Here is a 16,995-nt window from a genome sequence, read left to right as displayed (position 1 = left end):
TGCATTGCAATATACGGGTGATTTTGAGTTCTCTCCTCCTCTCCCTTGAAATCATTTGCAAGCACCTGTGTTGTGGTATGGCATTCCTCCTCCTCCTCCAGACTTTGCCGCAACACAGGTGTCCCCCTCTCTTACTTCCCGCCTCTGGATTTTTGTGCAGCGCACACGTAAGCTTCCCTTTTAGCATTGGTTATCGCAAGAGAGGATCGCATGGCGCATTGGGTACGTTTTGAAGCCGAGGGTGAAACCCGTTTTGGCACAGTCAACGCAGCTACCATTACCGAATACACGGGTGATTTATTCGCACACAAGCAAGCGACCGGGCGTGAATTCGCGTTAACGGCGGTGCGGGTGCTGATGCCTTGCCAACCGTCCAAAATGATCGGCTTGTGGAATAATTTTCACGAACGCGCGGTGTTAGAAAATCTGCATAAACCCGAACATCCTTTATATTTTCTGAAAGCCTCCAACAGTTTTGCCGGTGAAGGCGACCCGATTCCGCGCCCTGCCGGGTATGCGGGCATGGTGGTATTTGAGGGTGAATTAGGCATTGTGATTGGTAAACGCTGTCAAGCCGTGCCGCTGGCGGCGGTTGACGATTACATTTTTGGCTATACCTGCGTCAATGATGTTACGGCACGCGATTTACTCAAACGTGACCCGGTTTTCGTGCATTGGACTCGTGCGAAAAGCGCGGATAATTTCGGCACATTTGGCCCGTACATCGCTACTGATTTAGACCCGGCAACGCTGCGGGTGCGCGTGGAACTCAATGGTGAGCAAAAACAAGATTACCCGGTGACGGATATGTTCTTTTCGCCGCAGGAAATCGTCAGCCATTTATCACACGACATGACCTTAGAACCAGGCGATGTGATTGCTTGCGGTACATCGGTGGGCGTTTGCGGAATGCAAGATGGCGATACCGTGGTGGTGAGTATCGCGGGCATTGGTGAATTAACCAACCGTTTCGGTTAAGCCACACACCGGACAGGCGGGGTCTGCACGCAAGCGCATTTCCCGCCATTGCATGTATTTCGCGTCCAACAGCAATAACCGCCCGTGCAACGTGGGCAAATCCAGCAATAGCTTGAGGGTTTCGGTGGCTTGCATACTACCGATAATCCCCGCCACGGGTGCGAGAATGCCCGTTGTGCTGCACGTATCTTCGGTTTCACCCGCTTCACCGTACAAACAGCGATAGCACCCACCATCTGGCTGGCGAAAATCGAAGGTGGTAATTTGCCCTTCTAAACGAATCACCGCGCCCGACACCAACGGCTTTGCTGCGGTTTTACACGCCTGATTCAGATCAAAGCGTGTCGGGAAATTATCGCTGCAATCCACTACTACGTCATGTGCTCGCACATTTTCCAGTAATTCGGGGTAATCCCAACGCTGATTGACCGGGTTAATTTGAATGTGCGGGTTAAGCGCGTGTGCGGCGTGTGCGGCGGATTCCACCTTGGGCGTGCCAATGCTGGCAGTGGTGTGGATCACCTGACGCTGGAGATTGGTTAAATCCACTAGGTCAAAGTCCACCAGTGTGAGTTGCCCAATGCCTGCCGCTGCTAAATACAAGGTAACAGGTGCACCCAAACCACCCAAGCCAATAATCAGCACTTTCGCCGCTTGCAAGCGTTGTTGCCCCGCGATGTCGACTTCGGGCAACAGGATTTGGCGGCTATAACGCAACAGCAATTCATCATTCATGGCAGCATTCAGTCAAGGTTAGGTTGAGCGCGGTATGATTTTCGCGAGAATAATTTTAAGATCTCGATCGTACCGTGGGGCAATCATGATAACAATAAAACCAAAACCTTGGCGTTTTTCCCTGTTTGCTTCGCAAGCTGTCGTCGCGGGGTTACTCTGTGCAAACTTGACTCCCGTGTGGGCAAGCACGCAAACCTTTAAACCCGTGGAAACACCTAACCCGCAAGAACAAGCTCCCCCTTGGTCGGCACGTCCTGACGCACTGCTGGAAGCGGCGGCGGCTGAAACGCCAACCGATGATGCTGAGGAAACCACATCCACCGACGCAACCGCAGCGGTAGAAACCTCCGAATTACCCGAACCCGTTGAAACCACGCAAACGCCTGCGCCTGTTAATGTGGCAAATATCGCGCCTGCCAGCAAACCCGCTCCGGTGGCGAAGGGCGGCAATTCCGCAATGGAAACTTGGTATCGCAACCGTCGCCAACAATCGGCGAAACCTGCTACCGCGATCAGTGAAATTCAAGCAGCGGCGGAACAAGGTGATCGTGACGCACAATTTGAATTGGGTTTGATTTACCAAGGCGGGCGTGGTGTACCGCAGGATAAGGAACAGGCGCAACAGTGGCTGACCCAAGCTGCGCAAAAAGGTCACGGTCGGGCGCAATACGCTTTGGCCTTATTGTATCGCGAACAAGGTGCAGATATTAGTCAATCCCTTAAATGGCAGCGGCAAGCGGCACAATCCGGTTACGCCGAAGCGCAATACGGCATGGGTTTGCTGTATGCCAACGGGCAATATTTACAACAAGATAAAACCCAAGCACGTTTTTGGTTTGAACAAGCTGCTGCGCAAGGCCATGTCGCATCGCGTTTAGCCTTATTATCGCAAGGTGGCGATGTGCCTACGGAGGCTGCCGCGCCCGCACCTACGCCAACAGTGGCGGCAATCCCAGCGGAACCCGAACCCGTCGAACAACCTCAAGCCACTTCCGCACCAGAAGTTGCCGCAGCACCCAAGCTCGTTGCAGCAGCTCCTGCGGTAGCACCGCTTGCGGCTGTTGAAACACCTGCCGCCGCACTCGCTGATACAGGCGGTGCGGATAGTCTCGATTTAACCGGTGTCGAACCTGAAGTGGTGAAGCAATCAGCAGAAGCGGGCAATAAATCCGCCCAATTGATGCTGGGCACAATGTACGAAGACGGTTTGGGTGGTTTACCCAATGACCCGCGTGAAGCCGCGTATTGGTACGAAAAAGCAGCTCGCCAAGGCTACCCGAAAGCGCAATACAACCTCGGTTTGTTGTACGAAGACGGGCGCGGGGTGAAGCAAGATTACAAACAAGCCGCGCACTGGTACAACAAAGCTGCCGAAGCTGGTTTTACCGAAGCCCAAAACAACCTCGGTGTGCTTTACGTAATGGGCAATGGTGTGAAAAAAGATCCAAAACGCGCCAAACAACTGTTTAGCAACGCTGCTTCGCAAGGCAACGCCAATGCCGAACGCAATTTGTCGATGCTAAAAACCGGCTAAGTGATTTAGCGTTATTTGTTTTTGTGCAACCAATCCTGCGCGTGTTTGGTAATCGCCATCACCGCAGGATGGGTAATGCGCCGCTCGACTGAAATGGCAAAAAACCGTTCGATAATCGTGTCAGCACGCCCCAATAACGTCATCCCAGTGCTTTCTTGCAGCAAAGTTGCTTCCAACGCGGTGGGTGCTACAAAAATACCGCTGCCCGCTTGCCCGAAGGCTTTCATTAATGCGCTATCGTCGAACTCGCCGACGATTTCCGGGTAAATCTGCTGTTCTAAAAACCACTGGCGTAACTTATTACGCACCGCTGTCCCAACGCTGGGGATTAGCAATGGCGCGTTATTCAAGCACTGCGGAAATTCCCCTTGTAAACCTGCCCGTACCGATGCACTCGCAAAAAAACTAATGCCACTACTGCCCAATTCGTGATTAAAACAACGTACATTAATACTGGGGGGCATTGGGCTATCGGCAATCACCAATTCCATGCGATGAACAGCGAGTTCTGCCAGTAAATCGGTCAATTTACCTTCGGTACACACAATCCGCACCGGCATATTCAAGCTCATGGCGGGTTCCAGCAAGCGATAGGCAATGGATTTTGGTACAACATCCGCCACGCCTACCCGAAAGATTCGCACGCCGCCTTTGGGGTGGTGTTGCATCGCCGTTTCTAATGCCGCGCCCAATTGGAAGATTTCATCAGCGTAATTCAACGCGACTTGCCCAGCTTCAGTGAGTTCGAGATTGCGCCCGCTGCGTTGAAACAATTCTGTGCCTAAGCTTTCCTCCAGCAAACTCAATTGACCGCTAATGGTTTGCGGGGTCAGGTGCAGGCTTTCACTGGCGCGGGCAATACTGCCGTTGGTGGCGACTTCGCGGAAGTAATACAGGTGTTTGTAGTTGAGCATGAGCACCTCTCAATCATCAGTTTTTTTCGATGTATTTACGTATAAATAACGAATTTTTCTTATCATCATGGGCTTGTATAGTAACTGTCAAGAACAAAGCAACACACAGTAGGAATGTAAAACATGAAACTATCCACGCAAGGCCAACATGCCATTATGGCCATGCTGACACTGGCGATCCACGATGATACCGGCGCGATGCGCTTGGGGGATATAGCCACGCAGCAAGGCATTTCATTGTCCTATCTGGAACAGATTTTCGCTAGGTTGCGTAACGGCGGCTTGGTGGAAGGGATTCGCGGCCCCGGCGGTGGCTACCGTTTGGCACGTCCCGCTGAGGAAATCAGCCTCGCGGAAATTGCCACGGTGGCTGAGCAAGAGCCAGAGCAGGATACGGACACTGTAAGCACACCTCAGCGCGAGCTGGTGGCGCGTATGTGGGAAGATTTAAGCCAACAGTTTTATCAGTTTCTCGATGGCATCAGCCTCGATAGCTTGATGGAAGGCCATAAAATCCCGCGTAAAGCGTACAAAATGAGCGAAACCGCGAGCATGATTGCACGCATGTTCCCGGCACGTTTAACTTTCCCTAGCATGGGACAACACGCTGCACTGTAAGGTGTAGCCCGCTTCCCTCCGACACTGCCCACTCTCCTCCGAGGCAGTGTTTCCCCCAACGACTGCGTTGCCTGAGCCACAACGCGGTCGTTTTTTTTGCTATACTCAGCCATCCCCAAGACCCTCAGGATTTCCCCATGAATTACTGGAGATTCCCGCTATTGCTGGCTTCATTGTTGCTGTTGGCGGGTGGTATTAAGAGTTTGCTGGATTATTGGCAATACGATGAGTTGGCTCCCGATGTGGCGCAATTGATGTTGCATCAGGTGACGGCTGACGAAGTGCGCCAAAATATTCGTGAAGCTATTGTCGCGGATAACCCCAGCGATGCGCGGATGTATTTGAATTTAGCGCAAACTTTCGGTTATCCCATCAGTCCGGTGGAGTTTCAGGCGGATTTAGCACGGCTTGAATCCCCGTTAAATACGGCACGACGTACTGTTAACGATTTCACCACCGGCTTTGTTGCGGGTGATGCCGCCAGTGGTGCGGGTGTCGCGGGTGCGATTGCGTCGGATTTTACCGTGGTGGGCGATGTACGCGATTTGTGGGAGCAATACCAGATTCATGCTAAAGGCGGCACGATTAATCCGTTAATCGTCACCTTGGCGGGCGTTGGGGTGGGTTTGACGGCGGCAACGGTGGCGAGTGTGGGGGCGACAACGCCAGTCAAAGGCGGGGTATCTACCACCAAATTAGCCGCGCGTTCCGGGCGTTTGACTCCGAATTTCCAACAGCTTTTGCTGAAGCAAAGCTCAGATGTGTTTAACTACAAAGCGTTTTTACTCGCCACCCGCACTGAGCGCAGTATGGATGGTGTGGGTAAAGCTGCGGTCAAAGCTTACAACCCACAGGCGATGCGGGCATTGCAGGGCACGGCGGAGCGGGTAAACAATATCCGTAAAGCCAGCTCCACTGCTGATGCGTTGCACGTATTGAAGTACGTTGATAATGCTGATGATTTAGTGCGTTTGGAAAAGCTGAGTCTGAAATACGGCACGGAAACCAAAGGCATTTTGAAGTTTCTGGGGAAAAGCGCGATTGGGACGGTGCGGGTGTTGCGCAAGTCGGTTGAATTATTAGTCAGTGGCTTATTAACGCTGATTTCTTTTATATCATCAGTGCTATCTTTGGCGGGATTTCGCCGCCCCTTATCCAGCTAACACTTTGAACTTTATAGACTGCCGGTATTCTAATGCATACCAATACCAAAGATTTACGGGCAGGATATTATGGATGGACTCACCTTTGGGGAGGCGCGGCATTTGGTTGCCCGTACCGGGCTGGGTGCGGAATGGGATCAAATCAAACGCTTGCAGAGCAAGTCACGTGACGAGGCCGTGGCTGCGGTTTTAAACCCGCCTGCATCGCCGTTAGCTGCACCACCTGCGATGAGCGCGTGGCATACGCTCGAACCGATGCGCCTGATGGATGCACAACACCGTACCCAAGCCTGGATGCTGGCGCAAGCCGAAGGTAAGCGTTTGCAAGCTTGGTGGGTAACGCAGTTGCTGGCAACCCGCGCTCCGCTGATAGAGCGTATGACCTTGTTTTGGCACAATCATTTTACCTCATCAATCCAGAAAACTTTGCAACCCAGTCTGTTGCACCAACAAAACCTGTTATTACGTCGTCATGCTTTGGGTAATTTTGCGGAACTGTTACACGCGATTGCTAAAGATCCCGCGATGCTGGTGTATTTGGATGGCTACCAAAATATCAAAGGCAACCCCAATGAAAACTTCGCGCGTGAATTGTTGGAGCTGTTCACGCTGGGGCGCGGGCATTACAGCGAGGCCGATGTCAAAGCCGCTGCGAAAGCCTTTACCGGTTGGGGCGTGGATAACCGCAACGGAAAGTTTGTGGTCCGTGCCGATCAGCACGACACGAGCCGCGTTAGTTTCTTAGGCAAAAGCGGAACATTTAGCGGTGAAGACATTATTGCCATTCTGCTGGAACACCCGCGTACCGCTGAACACCTTAGTGAAAAGTTCTGGCGAAACTTCGTCAATAACGGCACACCGGATGCCGCAACGGTGCGCTCTTGGGCACAGGTATTACGCACCTCCGGTTATGAAATCAAAGCCTTGCTGAGTGCGGTGTTAACCAGCGAAGCTTTTTGGGCGCAACGCAACAAAGGGACGCTGATCAAATCACCGATTGAAATTCTGGTCGGTACGGTGCGGATGATTCCTTACCCGCGAGAATCCATCACAGCAATGGTCAATTTGTGCCGTTTATTGGGGCAGGAATTATTCGACCCGCCCAACGTCAAGGGCTGGCAGGGCGGCGAACATTGGATCAGTACCCAAACCTTACTGGTGCGCACCTCGTATTTGACCAAATTATCGCGTGGTGACTTGAATCAGCGGGTCGAAACCGGGTTGAAACTGCCTCAAGCCAGCGAACAAGAGCTGGTGGAATGGATGTTGCCAGTGTCGCCGTTGCAAGCGTTGCCGAGTATTGCGGGCGACCGGCGTTTGGTGCGGGCTTTGTTGCTTGACCCAGCTTTTCAAGTGTCTTAAGGGGGAATCGCATGAATCGCCGAGCTTTTTTACAATGGGGTGCTGCCGCACCGTTTTTGAGTTGGTTGCCATCCATCGCATCTGCTAGCCCCAGCCAGCGGCGCGTTCTGGTGTTGGTTAAATTGGCGGGTGGCAATGATGGCTTGAATACCCTGATTCCCCATGCTGACCCTTTGTATTATTCACTGCGCCCAACGCTGGCGATACCGCGTCATCAGGTCATTGATACCGGGCAGGGGATGGGCTTAAACCCTTACCTTAAAGCACTCAAACCTTGGTGGGATGCGGGGCAAATGGCATGGGTGCAAGGGGTAGGTTATCCGCACGGGGATTTGTCGCATTTTCGTTCCAATGATATTTGGGAAACCGCCAGTACTGCACAACGTGCGCCGGAACAGGGTTGGTTAGCGCAAACCTTGGCAGGGAACGGTTTGCATGGCATCGTGATGGGCGAACAACTGGGGCCGTTATTGGGTAAGGATTGTCACGCGCTGGCAATGCAAAGTCCGGCGGTTTTTCTCAGTCAAGTGAGTTTAGTGGACGATATTGCCCCGGCGACTGTTACCCCTGCGTTGGCGCATTTGACGCGCACTCAGCATCAGCTTTACGCAGCAGGTCAGCAATTGGGCAGTAAATTGCATCAACCGGTAGCGGTAGGTGTGCCGTTTGCCACCAGTGCTTTGGGGCGTGATCTGGAATCAGTGGCGCAGATGATTCTCAGTGGGGTGGATGCGCCGGTGTATTTAGTGACACAGGAAGGTTTTGATACGCACAGCAATCAAGTCGTGGCGCATAGCAATTTGTTGCACCACCTCGCGGGCGGCTTGGACTCGTTTGCACGGGCAATGCAGCGCGGCGGGCGGTGGAATGATGTGGTAGTGATGACGTATTCGGAATTCGGGCGGCGGGCGCAGGAAAATCGGGGCAAGGGTACGGATCACGGCACGGCTTCGGTGCAATTATTGCTAGGCGGTCGGGTGCGTGGCGGTATTTACGGCGATGCCCCGCGATTGCACGAGTTGGATGCTGATGGCAACCCGCAGCAAACCGTGGATTTCCGTAAAGTCTACGGCACGTTGGCGCAGCAGTGGTTGGGGCTGAAAAACCCTTGGGTGCAATTCGGGACATTACCGCTGGTTTAACCCCGGCAGGCTTGGCATAATCCGCGCACCCGCAATCCATAACAAGGCATAACCGTATGTGGTTTAAAAATCTTCATTTGCTCCGTTTAGGCAGCGATTTCAGCGTTACCCCAGAAGCATTACACGATGCATTAGAAAGCAAGCCATTCTTGGGTTGCAATAAAGAACAGCGCGAAGCCAGCGGTTGGGTTTCACCCTTCGGACGTAATAGTGAACAACTGTTGCTGGTGGCTGGCGATTATATGTTGCTCACCTTGGCGCATCAGGAACGTATGCTGCCTGCCTCGGTGGTGCGTGAAGAGCTGGATGAGCGCGTCGCCGACATTGAACTCAAAGAAGACCGCAAAGTTAGCAATCGCGAAAAGAAAGACTTACGTGAACAAATTGAGTTTGAATTACTGCCACAAGCCTTTACCCGCACCCGCAAAATGGATGCATGGCTTGATCCGGTCAATGGCTGGATGGTGATTAATACTTCAGCGGCGGCACAAGCCGAACGCATGACCAAATTGTTGCGCACCTGTTTGGGTTCATTGCCTACTACCGTGCCGAAAACCGATATTACCCCGACGTTTTTAATGACCCAATGGCTGAAAGAGGGCGGGATGCCTGCGCCATTTAGTTTGGGTGAAGAATGCGAATTGCGCAGTCAAGGTGATGAAAAAAGTGTCGCAGTCTTCAAACGTCACGAACTAACCACCGAAGCGGTGCAAGCTAATTTCACCGCCGGTAAAGTCGTGTCGAAACTGGGTCTGGTGTGGGCGGATAAAATCAGTTTTGTGCTGACTGATGAATTGCAGGTGCGTAAGGTGCGCTTTTTGGATGTGCTGGAAGACACCTTGAAAGATGCCGATCCGCAATCGCACGCGGAACGGTTGGATATTGAATTTGCCCTGATGACGGGGGAAGTGACGCAGTTGTTGGCGGATTTGATGGGGTGCTTTTCAGCACCCGCACCCTAATGGCTGAAGCGGCGATTTAACCTTGAATCGCGGCTTGAATCTTCTCAATCCGCTCAATTTGCACGCTTGCCGCTTCTTCCGCCATGCCACCCAGTGCGTACCATTGCTTTAACAAGGGCAAGGCTTGTGTGGTAGGCGATTGCAATTCCCGGCGGGTCAACATGCTTTCAGAAAGTTGCGCCAGTTGGTATTCCATCCGCGCTTTCTGGAAGGCAGCGGGTGTTTCCAAATCCAGCAGAATTTCCAGTTGCAGGCACAGCTTTTCACCGGCTGTTTGATTGGCTTGCTGGGTATCAGGGTCGGTTGCGGCAGATTTATTGCTGATGCCTTGCGCGATCAAAGCGTCCCATTCGGCACGTTTTTGTTGCTGCTGTTCAAGTTCGCGTTGGCGTTTTTCGGCTTCGAGGCGTGCGGTTTCGGCAAGGTGTGCGTCACGTTCATGACGTTGCTGCTGGCGTTCTTCGCGGGAACGGGTAAACAATGTATCAATCGGTTCGCGGAATTGTTTCCATAGGCGTTGTTCATCCGCAGGGCGTGAGGGCAGGGTAATGTGCCATTGTGCTTGCAGATTTTTTGCGTCTTCAATGGCTTGCGCGGTGTCGGTTTGTTCCAATAGGGCTTGCGCTTCGGCTACCAGTTGCTCACGTTCTTGCCAGTTGTGTTCACGTTCGGTTTTGAAAGGCACATCGAGTAAATCCATCGCGGCATTAAAACGGTCATTGATGATTTTCCAGTCTTTGTGTCCGACCGTACCCGCTTCTTTCCATTGTTTGCGCAACTGATTGATGTGATTTTGCAGGCTGCGCCAGTCGGCATTGTCCCAGTCGGTTTCCGCGTGCAAAGCTTCCAGTTGGGCACATAGCGCGTTGCGTTGTTCCAGATGGGCTTGGCGTTGCTGCGCTTGCTCAGTGAAGTGCTGTTTGCTGGGTTCATAAGCGGCGGTAACGTTGGCATCAAAGGCTTTCCATAAAGCGCGTTGTTGCCCCGGTTCCATTTGGGAGAGTTTTCGCCATTCGTTGCGCAAGGTTTGAACTTGTTTGGCGCGTTCTTGTGGGTCAAGCGCATCGTCAGTGCGTAAGTTTTCTGCTGTTTCAATCAGTTGCTTGCGTGCCTGATCGGTTCCCCAACGTCGCCAATCCTGCAATTCGCGGATGTAAGGGGTAAGCATTTGAATTCGGCGTTGGAAAAATGCGCGTTCGCCCGCTGGCAGGTTGGCAGTTTCCTTCAGGGTTTGCAGCAGGTTCTGGTGCTGGTCAATCGCTTCGCCGTAGCGTTCGGCTTCTAGATGCGCTTCCAAGGTTTGTAACGCTTGATGCAGGTGTTGCTGCACCTCGCTTTGTTGGGCTTGTTGCTGCTGACGTTGTTGGCGTGCCTGAGCTTGCGCTTGCTGCATTTGCTCTTGCTGTTCGCGCGCCGCTTGAGCTTGTTGCTCTGCTAAAGCAGCGGCTTCGGCAGCAATGCGTGCCTGTTCAGCCGCTTGTTGCGCTTGTTGTTCGGCACGTTGCGCCTGTTCGGTTTCGTAAGCACTTAATTGCTGCTGAAACGCTTGAATGGCGGTATCAAAGCGCGTTTGGTGTGCAGGGCTGGCGTGCCGCACGGTTTCTTGCCAGCGTTGTTGCAGGGTGAGTGCGCGGGTTTTTTCCTGCGCCCAAGTGCTGCGTTTGCCAAGACTTTCTGCGTCATCACATAAATTAGCAATACGTTGCTGAAGTTGTTGTGCGTGCTGTTCTTGGTCGATGCGTTCTTTGAGTAATTGACGCAAACGCTTGTTGGTTTTACCGTGCTGTTTATCGAGCAGTTTGAGTTTTTCTAAATCGTGTAAACGTGTTGCCGCAAGGTATTGAATTTCTTTGGATGCATCGTTGCTGGCAATCTCAAACAACAGGTTCTGGTCGTTGAGTTGCTCAATCGCGTGGCGGCGCAGCTTGACCCCGCGTTCGCTATCACGTGCGATGCTGGTAAGCAGTGCAGGGTTTTGCAACCAACTAAACACGTCCGCCAACAGGGTGTCGTGGTGGTGATCCGTTGCTGCGAGGATAATGACACGTTGCCGCGCCCGGTCTGCCAGTGGTGTTGCACCATGTCCCAGTTGAATCAGCGTGGGCAGATGGCTTAAACGGGTAATGGCTTCACTTCTCACCCCCATATCGGGGTCGGTTTGCGCGAGCTTGATCAGTTCGACGCTATCTCCGGCTAAACCTTGTATAGCTTGGATGCGCACTTTGGCATCCTTGTGTAACCACTTCGGCTTAAATAAATTCCCTAACATGCTGATTTTACCTTGTTTATTTTACACGTATTCCGGGTTGCGCACCGCTGTCTGGGGTGAGAATGAATAAATCACTACCACCGGGGCCTGCGGCTAATACCATGCCTTCGGATATGCCGAAACGCATTTTGCGGGGAGCTAAATTCGCCACCATGACTGTCAGCCGCCCTTCCAGATCGGCGGGATCATACGCTGATTTAATGCCCGCGAATACGTTGCGGGTTTCACCACCGAGGTCAAGCGTCAACTGCACCAGCTTATCCGCGCCTTTGACGTGTTCCGCTTTAACGATTTTAGCGATGCGTAAGTCGATTTTGGCGAAATCGTCGTAGTCAATCGTGGCACCGATAGGGTCGTCGGTCAGTTGGCTTGAGGCTGGGGGCGCAGTATTGTTTACGGCTGCGGGCTGGATGGCTTGTTTGTTGTCTTCGAGCATGGCTTCGACCATTGCTGGTTCAACACGAGTCATCAGAGCTTTGAACGTAGCAATTTCGCTGCCAATCAGAGGTGTCGCAACACTTGCCCAAGTTAGTTCACCGGCATTGAGGAAGCTTTCTGCATCCACCGCCAATTGTGGGAGAACCGGCTTGAGGTAGCTCACAATCGCACGGAACATATTGATGCCTTGGGTGCAAACGTTTTGTACGTCGGCAAGGCGTTCGGGGTCTTTGGCGAGTACCCACGGCTTTTGTTCGTCAACGTATTGGTTGGCCTTGTCAGCTAAGCCCATGATTTCGCGCATCGCCTGACCGTAGCGGCGGGTTTCGTAAAGTTCGGCGATACGCTCAGAGGCATCGCTAAACTCCTGATATAACGCGCTATCAGGCAGCATATCAGCCAGTTTGTTGTCAAATCGCTTGTTGATGAAACCGGCGCAACGCGAGGCAATATTAACCACTTTGCCGACTAAATCGCTGTTGACCCGTGCTACGAAGTCTTCGAGGTTGAGGTCGATGTCATCCACGCCATTGCTGAGTTTGCTGGCGAAATAATAGCGTAGCCACTCAGGGTTCAAATGCTTGAGATAGCTTTCGGCTTGGATAAATGTGCCGCGTGATTTGGACATTTTCGCGCCATTCACTGTCAAAAAGCCGTGGCAATGGACTGCGCTAGGGGTGCGGAAACCCGCGCCATGCAACAGGGCAGGCCAAAATAGCGTGTGGAAATAGGCGATGTCTTTGCCGATGAAGTGATACACCTCGGCGGTGGAATCGGGTTTCCAGAAACTATCAAAATCCAGCCCGGTGCGCTCACACAGGTTTTTGAAGCTGGCTAAATAACCAATCGGCGCATCCAGCCACACGTAAAAATATTTGTCATCAGTGTCGGGAATTTTAAAGCCCCAGTAAGGCGCATCGCGGGAAACATCCCAATCGCTCAAGCCTTGATCCGACTCAAACCATTCCATTTGCTTATTGGCTATTTCTTTTTGTACCGCACCGCTGGCGAGGAATTCGCGCAGGAAGCTTTCAAAATGCCCCAGCTTAAAGAAATAGTGGTCGGTTTCTTTTTCAATCGGAGTCGTGCCGGAAATTGCCGACACCGCATTTTTCAAATCAGTGGGGGAGTAAGTCGCACCGCAAGCTTCGCAGTTATCGCCGTATTGATCCGCCGCGCCACAACGTGGGCATTCGCCTTTAATGAAGCGGTCGGGCAGGAACATGTTCGCTTGCGCATCGTAAGCTTGGCGAATCGTGCGCTTTTCAATATGCCCATTGTCACGCGCTGCTTTGTAGATGAATTCGGCGAAATGGCGGTTTTCGTCAGAGTGCGTGGTGTAGTAATTGTCGAAACCGACCCTAAACCCTGCAAAATCACGCTGATGTTCCGCGCCTATGCGGGCAATCAATTGTTCCGGGGTAATGCCTTCTTGTTGCGCCCGCAGCATGATCGGTGTGCCGTGCGTGTCATCCGCGCACACGTAATAGCATTCATTGCCGCGCAAACGTTGAAAACGCGCCCAAATATCCGTCTGGATGTATTCGACCATGTGACCAATATGAATCGGGCCATTGGCGTAGGGCAGTGCGCTGGTGATGAGGATTTTTCTTGGCTTCATGGCGGTATCTAGGCATTCCTTAATGAGCCGGAAAGGGTAGCAGGTTGCAGGCGGTTTCGCTACTTTCAATAGCGGTTAACCGCGCCTCCAATGCCTAGTGAAATGAGTGGTGTGCCTTGCCAAGGCATCAATGCAGATGAAGATGCTCTTGTCGAGTAGCGTACTGCTCAATAGGTTTTCTTTGAAAATATACGGTCAACAAAGTGAGGACATGTGTCTCTAAAACATTAGCAACTTTGACTAAGGTAGACAGCTTAGCTTCGTCGATGTCAGCTTGTAACAATCTATGCCATGTTTGACGTGAAATGCCGGAGCGTGCGGACGCTTCCGTTATCGTCATTCCTAATGCCTCTAATTGTTCGCGCAGGTGATGCGCCAGATCTAATGCAGACATATGCTGGGTTTTCCTCACTTAACCACTTCCCCAATACGGTATTCTGGATGAGGTAGATTGCAGGCGAAAGGTAGGAAAATACACCTTGTTAATTTTTATTTAATAATCAACTTATTACTCTGGTGATTAACATGCTCTGCTTTCATGTGGTCTTCTGTTGCGGCCTATTGAGATGAAATACGATTTCTTGATAAAAATTATGAAAAAAATTGGTGAGTGTAAACCGCTCTTTACACTTTTCTTGCTAGAGTCCGGCTCAAGGGTTCGCTTGAGCGTAAACCCACCTTTTTCTACAGTCAGTCGCTGACTCCCTCACACTAACCCGCTGGCTGTAGATGGTCGGCTCGTATGAGCCGGCCGATCTTAATCGGCAATTGCGCTACGGTTTCCTCAACACATCAAACCGCGCCGGATTAGCAAACTTCACCCCATCTTCACCCATATGCGCCGCAAACCGCTGCTGCACTTGCGCGTACAGCGTGTCGTCCAGTTTGTGGTTAGTGTGAGTCACGTTCAAAATCCGTGTTTCAAACTCGGCAAAATCCGCAAAACGGGTTTCAGTATTGCAGAATATTTGTTCGACTAATTGCAATTTACCGGAGGCTACAACGTCGCACACCGCTTGAAATGCCAGTTCGCGCACCACTTTTTCATCGTGAAATAAGCGCAGGATGTCGTTGAATTTACCCGCGTAAACGGGTTCGGAAATCCAAGCCAAGCCGCCGGGTTTTAACACGCGGGCAATTTCCAGCAAGCCTTGCGCCATGAGTTCTTGCGGTACGTGATGCAGCGATTTGAACATAAACACCACGTCAACGCTGTTGTCGGGCAGGTCAATCGCTTGTGCGCCGCCTTCGTGGAATTCAATGGTATCGGGGTAATCGCTGGCGAGGTTTTTGGCGTGCTGAATGCGGTCAACTTCAGTGGCGATAATCCGTGCAATGGGGAAGCGTTCCACCAGTGAGCGCGTCATGCGTGCCGTGCCGCAACCGAGTTCGAGTACCGTGGCGTGATCAAGCGGCAGGTGCTTGGCGATGAGTTCGAGTTCGTTACAGTGAGTGGTGGCGTGAGGGTTTTGCAGTTGCATGGTGCGTATCAGTCGTTGGCAAAAAGGCATTCTAATTGATGTTTTGGGTGAATTGCACGATGATAATGGTTCATTATTAGGGGATTTTACCGCTTGATTTACGCGCCGCCTGCCACGGAAATTGTACCTTTGTATGCCGATGATGCGCTGCTGGTGGTGGAAAAACCAGCGGGGTTGTTGTCCGTTCCCGGTCGGGGTGACGATAAGCAGGATTGTTTGATTAGTCGAGTGCAGGTGGATTTCCCGGATGCGTTGATCGTGCATCGTTTAGACATGGGCACGTCGGGTTTGATGGTGTTGGCGCGGGGTAAGGCGATGGAGCGGGCGTTAAGCATCGCGTTTCAGCAACGCCAAGTGCATAAGTGTTATCAGGCGGTGGTGAGCGGTTGCTTGCAGCCGTTGAATGGGGAAGTCAACTTGCCGCTGATTACCGATTGGCCAAATCGCCCGCGTCAGATGGTGTGTTTTGAGCGCGGTAAAGCCTCATGTACCCGTTATCAAGTGCTAAATTATGATTCGCCGAGTGATACCACGCGGGTGGCATTAGAGCCAGTGACCGGGCGCACCCATCAATTGCGGGTGCATTTGCAGGCGTTGCAGCACCCGATTTTGGGGGATGAGTTGTACGCGAGTGCAGCGGTTTGTGCTCAAGCCCCGCGTTTGTTGTTGCACGCTAGTCAGATTCGTTTGCCGCACCCGTTGACGGGCGCGACGCTTTCGGTCAATAGTGCTGTCCCGTTTTAACTGCATGACCTAACTACTTTTATGCAAATTCGTGAAAATGTCAGCCTGAAAGCTTTGAATACCTTCGGTTTGGAGGCAAAAGCCCGTTATTTTTGTGTATTACGCAAACTCGGTGGAGTGCGCAGTATTATGCAGTGGGCGGCGCAACACCCTGATTTACCGGTGATGTTTTTAGGCGGTGGCAGTAATTTGCTGTTGGTGGATGATTTTCCGGGCTTGGTGGTTCATGTGCGTTTATTGCAGCGTGAAGTGTTGGGGCAGGATCAGGATTATGTTTATGTGCGTGGTGCGGCGGGTGAAAATTGGCACGACTTTGTGCGCTGGACGATTGAGCAGGGTTTTGCAGGTTTGGAGAATTTATCGCTGATTCCGGGAACGGTGGGCGCGGCTCCGATGCAAAATATTGGTGCGTATGGGGTCGAGGCGAAAGATTGCATTTATGAAGTGCAGGCGTTGGATTGGCGCACCGGGGAAATCCGTGAGTTCAGCCAAGCGGAATGTCAGTTTGGCTATCGCGATAGTTATTTTAAATCAGTCGAGCCGGGGCGGTGGTTAATTGTGACGGTGGTGTTTCGTTTGCCGCGTCAGCCACAGTGGAAAATGGATTATGCCGGGGTACGCGAACAGCTTGAAGGCAAAACGCTGAATGCACGTGTCATCAGTGATGCAATTATGAACATTCGGCGCAGTAAGCTCCCTGATCCGGTGGAAATCGGTAACGCGGGCAGCTTTTTCAAAAATCCCGTGGTATCGCCACTGCAATGGGCGAATTTACAAGCACAATACCCCGCTATTCCCGGTTGGACACACGGCGAGGGTGTGAAATTATCCGCCGGTTGGCTGATTGATCAATGCGGTTGGAAAGGGCAGCGTGATGGCGATGCAGGTACTTACGACAAGCACGCTTTGGTTTTGGTGAATCACGGTAATGCTACAGGCCAGCAGGTTTGGGCGTTTGCACAGAAGATTATGGCTTCGGTACAGGAAAAGTTTGGGGTTGGGCTAGAGGCGGAACCTAATATAATTTTCTGATG

Annotated in this window: 15 protein-coding genes; 9 read left to right on the top strand and 6 right to left on the bottom strand. The window is 52.1% G+C overall.

What is annotated here, in order from left to right:
* The first annotated feature begins 210 nt into the window (after nt 1-210).
* On the top strand, nt 211-978 hold the full coding sequence (locus J9260_RS10660; protein ID WP_210217759.1) for a fumarylacetoacetate hydrolase family protein: 768 nt from the start codon (nt 211-213) through the stop codon (nt 976-978).
* On the opposite strand, the gene J9260_RS10655 is transcribed toward J9260_RS10660, so the two are convergent.
* Complete coding sequence (locus J9260_RS10655; RefSeq protein WP_210217758.1) at nt 958-1,713, bottom strand: HesA/MoeB/ThiF family protein; 756 nt, start codon at nt 1,711-1,713, stop codon at nt 958-960. The genes J9260_RS10660 and J9260_RS10655 overlap by 21 nt on opposite strands.
* A gap of 85 nt (nt 1,714-1,798) precedes the next feature.
* Between J9260_RS10655 and J9260_RS10650 the strand changes: the two genes are divergently transcribed.
* On the top strand, nt 1,799-3,247 hold the full coding sequence (locus J9260_RS10650; protein ID WP_210217757.1) for a tetratricopeptide repeat protein: 1,449 nt from the start codon (nt 1,799-1,801) through the stop codon (nt 3,245-3,247).
* Nucleotides 3,248-3,258: 11 nt separating this feature from the next.
* Here J9260_RS10650 and nhaR read toward each other — a convergent pair whose 3' ends face one another.
* Entirely contained in the window at nt 3,259-4,161 is a 903-nt protein-coding gene (gene nhaR, locus J9260_RS10645; RefSeq protein ID WP_210217756.1) for a transcriptional activator NhaR, read from the bottom strand.
* A 123-nt stretch (nt 4,162-4,284) separates the two neighbouring features.
* On the opposite strand from nhaR, the gene J9260_RS10640 reads away from it, so the two are divergent.
* From J9260_RS10640 to J9260_RS10620, 5 genes are all read left to right on the top strand, one after another.
* Nucleotides 4,285-4,779, top strand: a complete 495-nt coding sequence (locus J9260_RS10640) for an Rrf2 family transcriptional regulator (RefSeq protein ID WP_210217755.1) — start codon at nt 4,285-4,287, stop codon at nt 4,777-4,779.
* 137 nt (nt 4,780-4,916) lie between these two features.
* Nucleotides 4,917-5,942 (top strand): hypothetical protein, encoded by a 1,026-nt coding sequence (locus J9260_RS10635; RefSeq protein ID WP_210217754.1) that lies wholly within the window; start codon nt 4,917-4,919, stop codon nt 5,940-5,942.
* A gap of 69 nt (nt 5,943-6,011) precedes the next feature.
* Nucleotides 6,012-7,304 carry a DUF1800 domain-containing protein gene (locus tag J9260_RS10630; RefSeq protein WP_210217753.1) on the top strand — a complete coding sequence of 431 codons (1,293 nt, stop codon included), beginning with the start codon at nt 6,012-6,014 and terminating at the stop codon, nt 7,302-7,304.
* An 11-nt stretch (nt 7,305-7,315) separates the two neighbouring features.
* On the top strand, nt 7,316-8,446 hold the full coding sequence (locus J9260_RS10625; RefSeq protein WP_210217752.1) for a DUF1501 domain-containing protein: 1,131 nt from the start codon (nt 7,316-7,318) through the stop codon (nt 8,444-8,446).
* A 56-nt stretch (nt 8,447-8,502) separates the two neighbouring features.
* Nucleotides 8,503-9,408 (top strand): recombination-associated protein RdgC, encoded by a 906-nt coding sequence (locus J9260_RS10620; protein WP_210217751.1) that lies wholly within the window; start codon nt 8,503-8,505, stop codon nt 9,406-9,408.
* Nucleotides 9,409-9,424: 16 nt separating this feature from the next.
* Here J9260_RS10620 and J9260_RS10615 read toward each other — a convergent pair whose 3' ends face one another.
* The 4 genes from J9260_RS10615 to J9260_RS10600 form a co-directional block, all read right to left on the bottom strand.
* Nucleotides 9,425-11,677, bottom strand: coding sequence for a DUF349 domain-containing protein (locus J9260_RS10615; protein WP_210217750.1), 2,253 nt, complete (start codon nt 11,675-11,677; stop codon nt 9,425-9,427).
* Nucleotides 11,678-11,693: 16 nt separating this feature from the next.
* Entirely contained in the window at nt 11,694-13,736 is a 2,043-nt protein-coding gene (gene metG / locus J9260_RS10610; protein ID WP_210217749.1) for a methionine--tRNA ligase, read from the bottom strand.
* A 127-nt stretch (nt 13,737-13,863) separates the two neighbouring features.
* Complete coding sequence (locus tag J9260_RS10605) at nt 13,864-14,130, bottom strand: helix-turn-helix domain-containing protein (RefSeq protein WP_210217748.1); 267 nt, start codon at nt 14,128-14,130, stop codon at nt 13,864-13,866.
* A 379-nt stretch (nt 14,131-14,509) separates the two neighbouring features.
* Nucleotides 14,510-15,217, bottom strand: a complete 708-nt coding sequence (locus J9260_RS10600) for a class I SAM-dependent methyltransferase (protein ID WP_210217747.1) — start codon at nt 15,215-15,217, stop codon at nt 14,510-14,512.
* A gap of 93 nt (nt 15,218-15,310) precedes the next feature.
* On the opposite strand from J9260_RS10600, the gene J9260_RS10595 reads away from it, so the two are divergent.
* Nucleotides 15,311-15,961, top strand: coding sequence for a pseudouridine synthase (locus J9260_RS10595; RefSeq protein WP_210217746.1), 651 nt, complete (start codon nt 15,311-15,313; stop codon nt 15,959-15,961).
* Between the two features lie 21 nt (nt 15,962-15,982).
* Entirely contained in the window at nt 15,983-16,993 is a 1,011-nt protein-coding gene (murB, locus tag J9260_RS10590) for a UDP-N-acetylmuramate dehydrogenase (RefSeq protein ID WP_210217745.1), read from the top strand.
* Nucleotides 16,994-16,995 lie beyond the last annotated feature (2 nt).

Origin of the sequence: Thiothrix unzii, assembly GCF_017901175.1 — a bacterium.
Taxonomy (GTDB): domain Bacteria; phylum Pseudomonadota; class Gammaproteobacteria; order Thiotrichales; family Thiotrichaceae; genus Thiothrix; species Thiothrix unzii.
The sequence above is the reverse complement of the archived record's forward strand: the minus strand, read 5'-3'. Positions and strand labels throughout refer to the sequence as shown.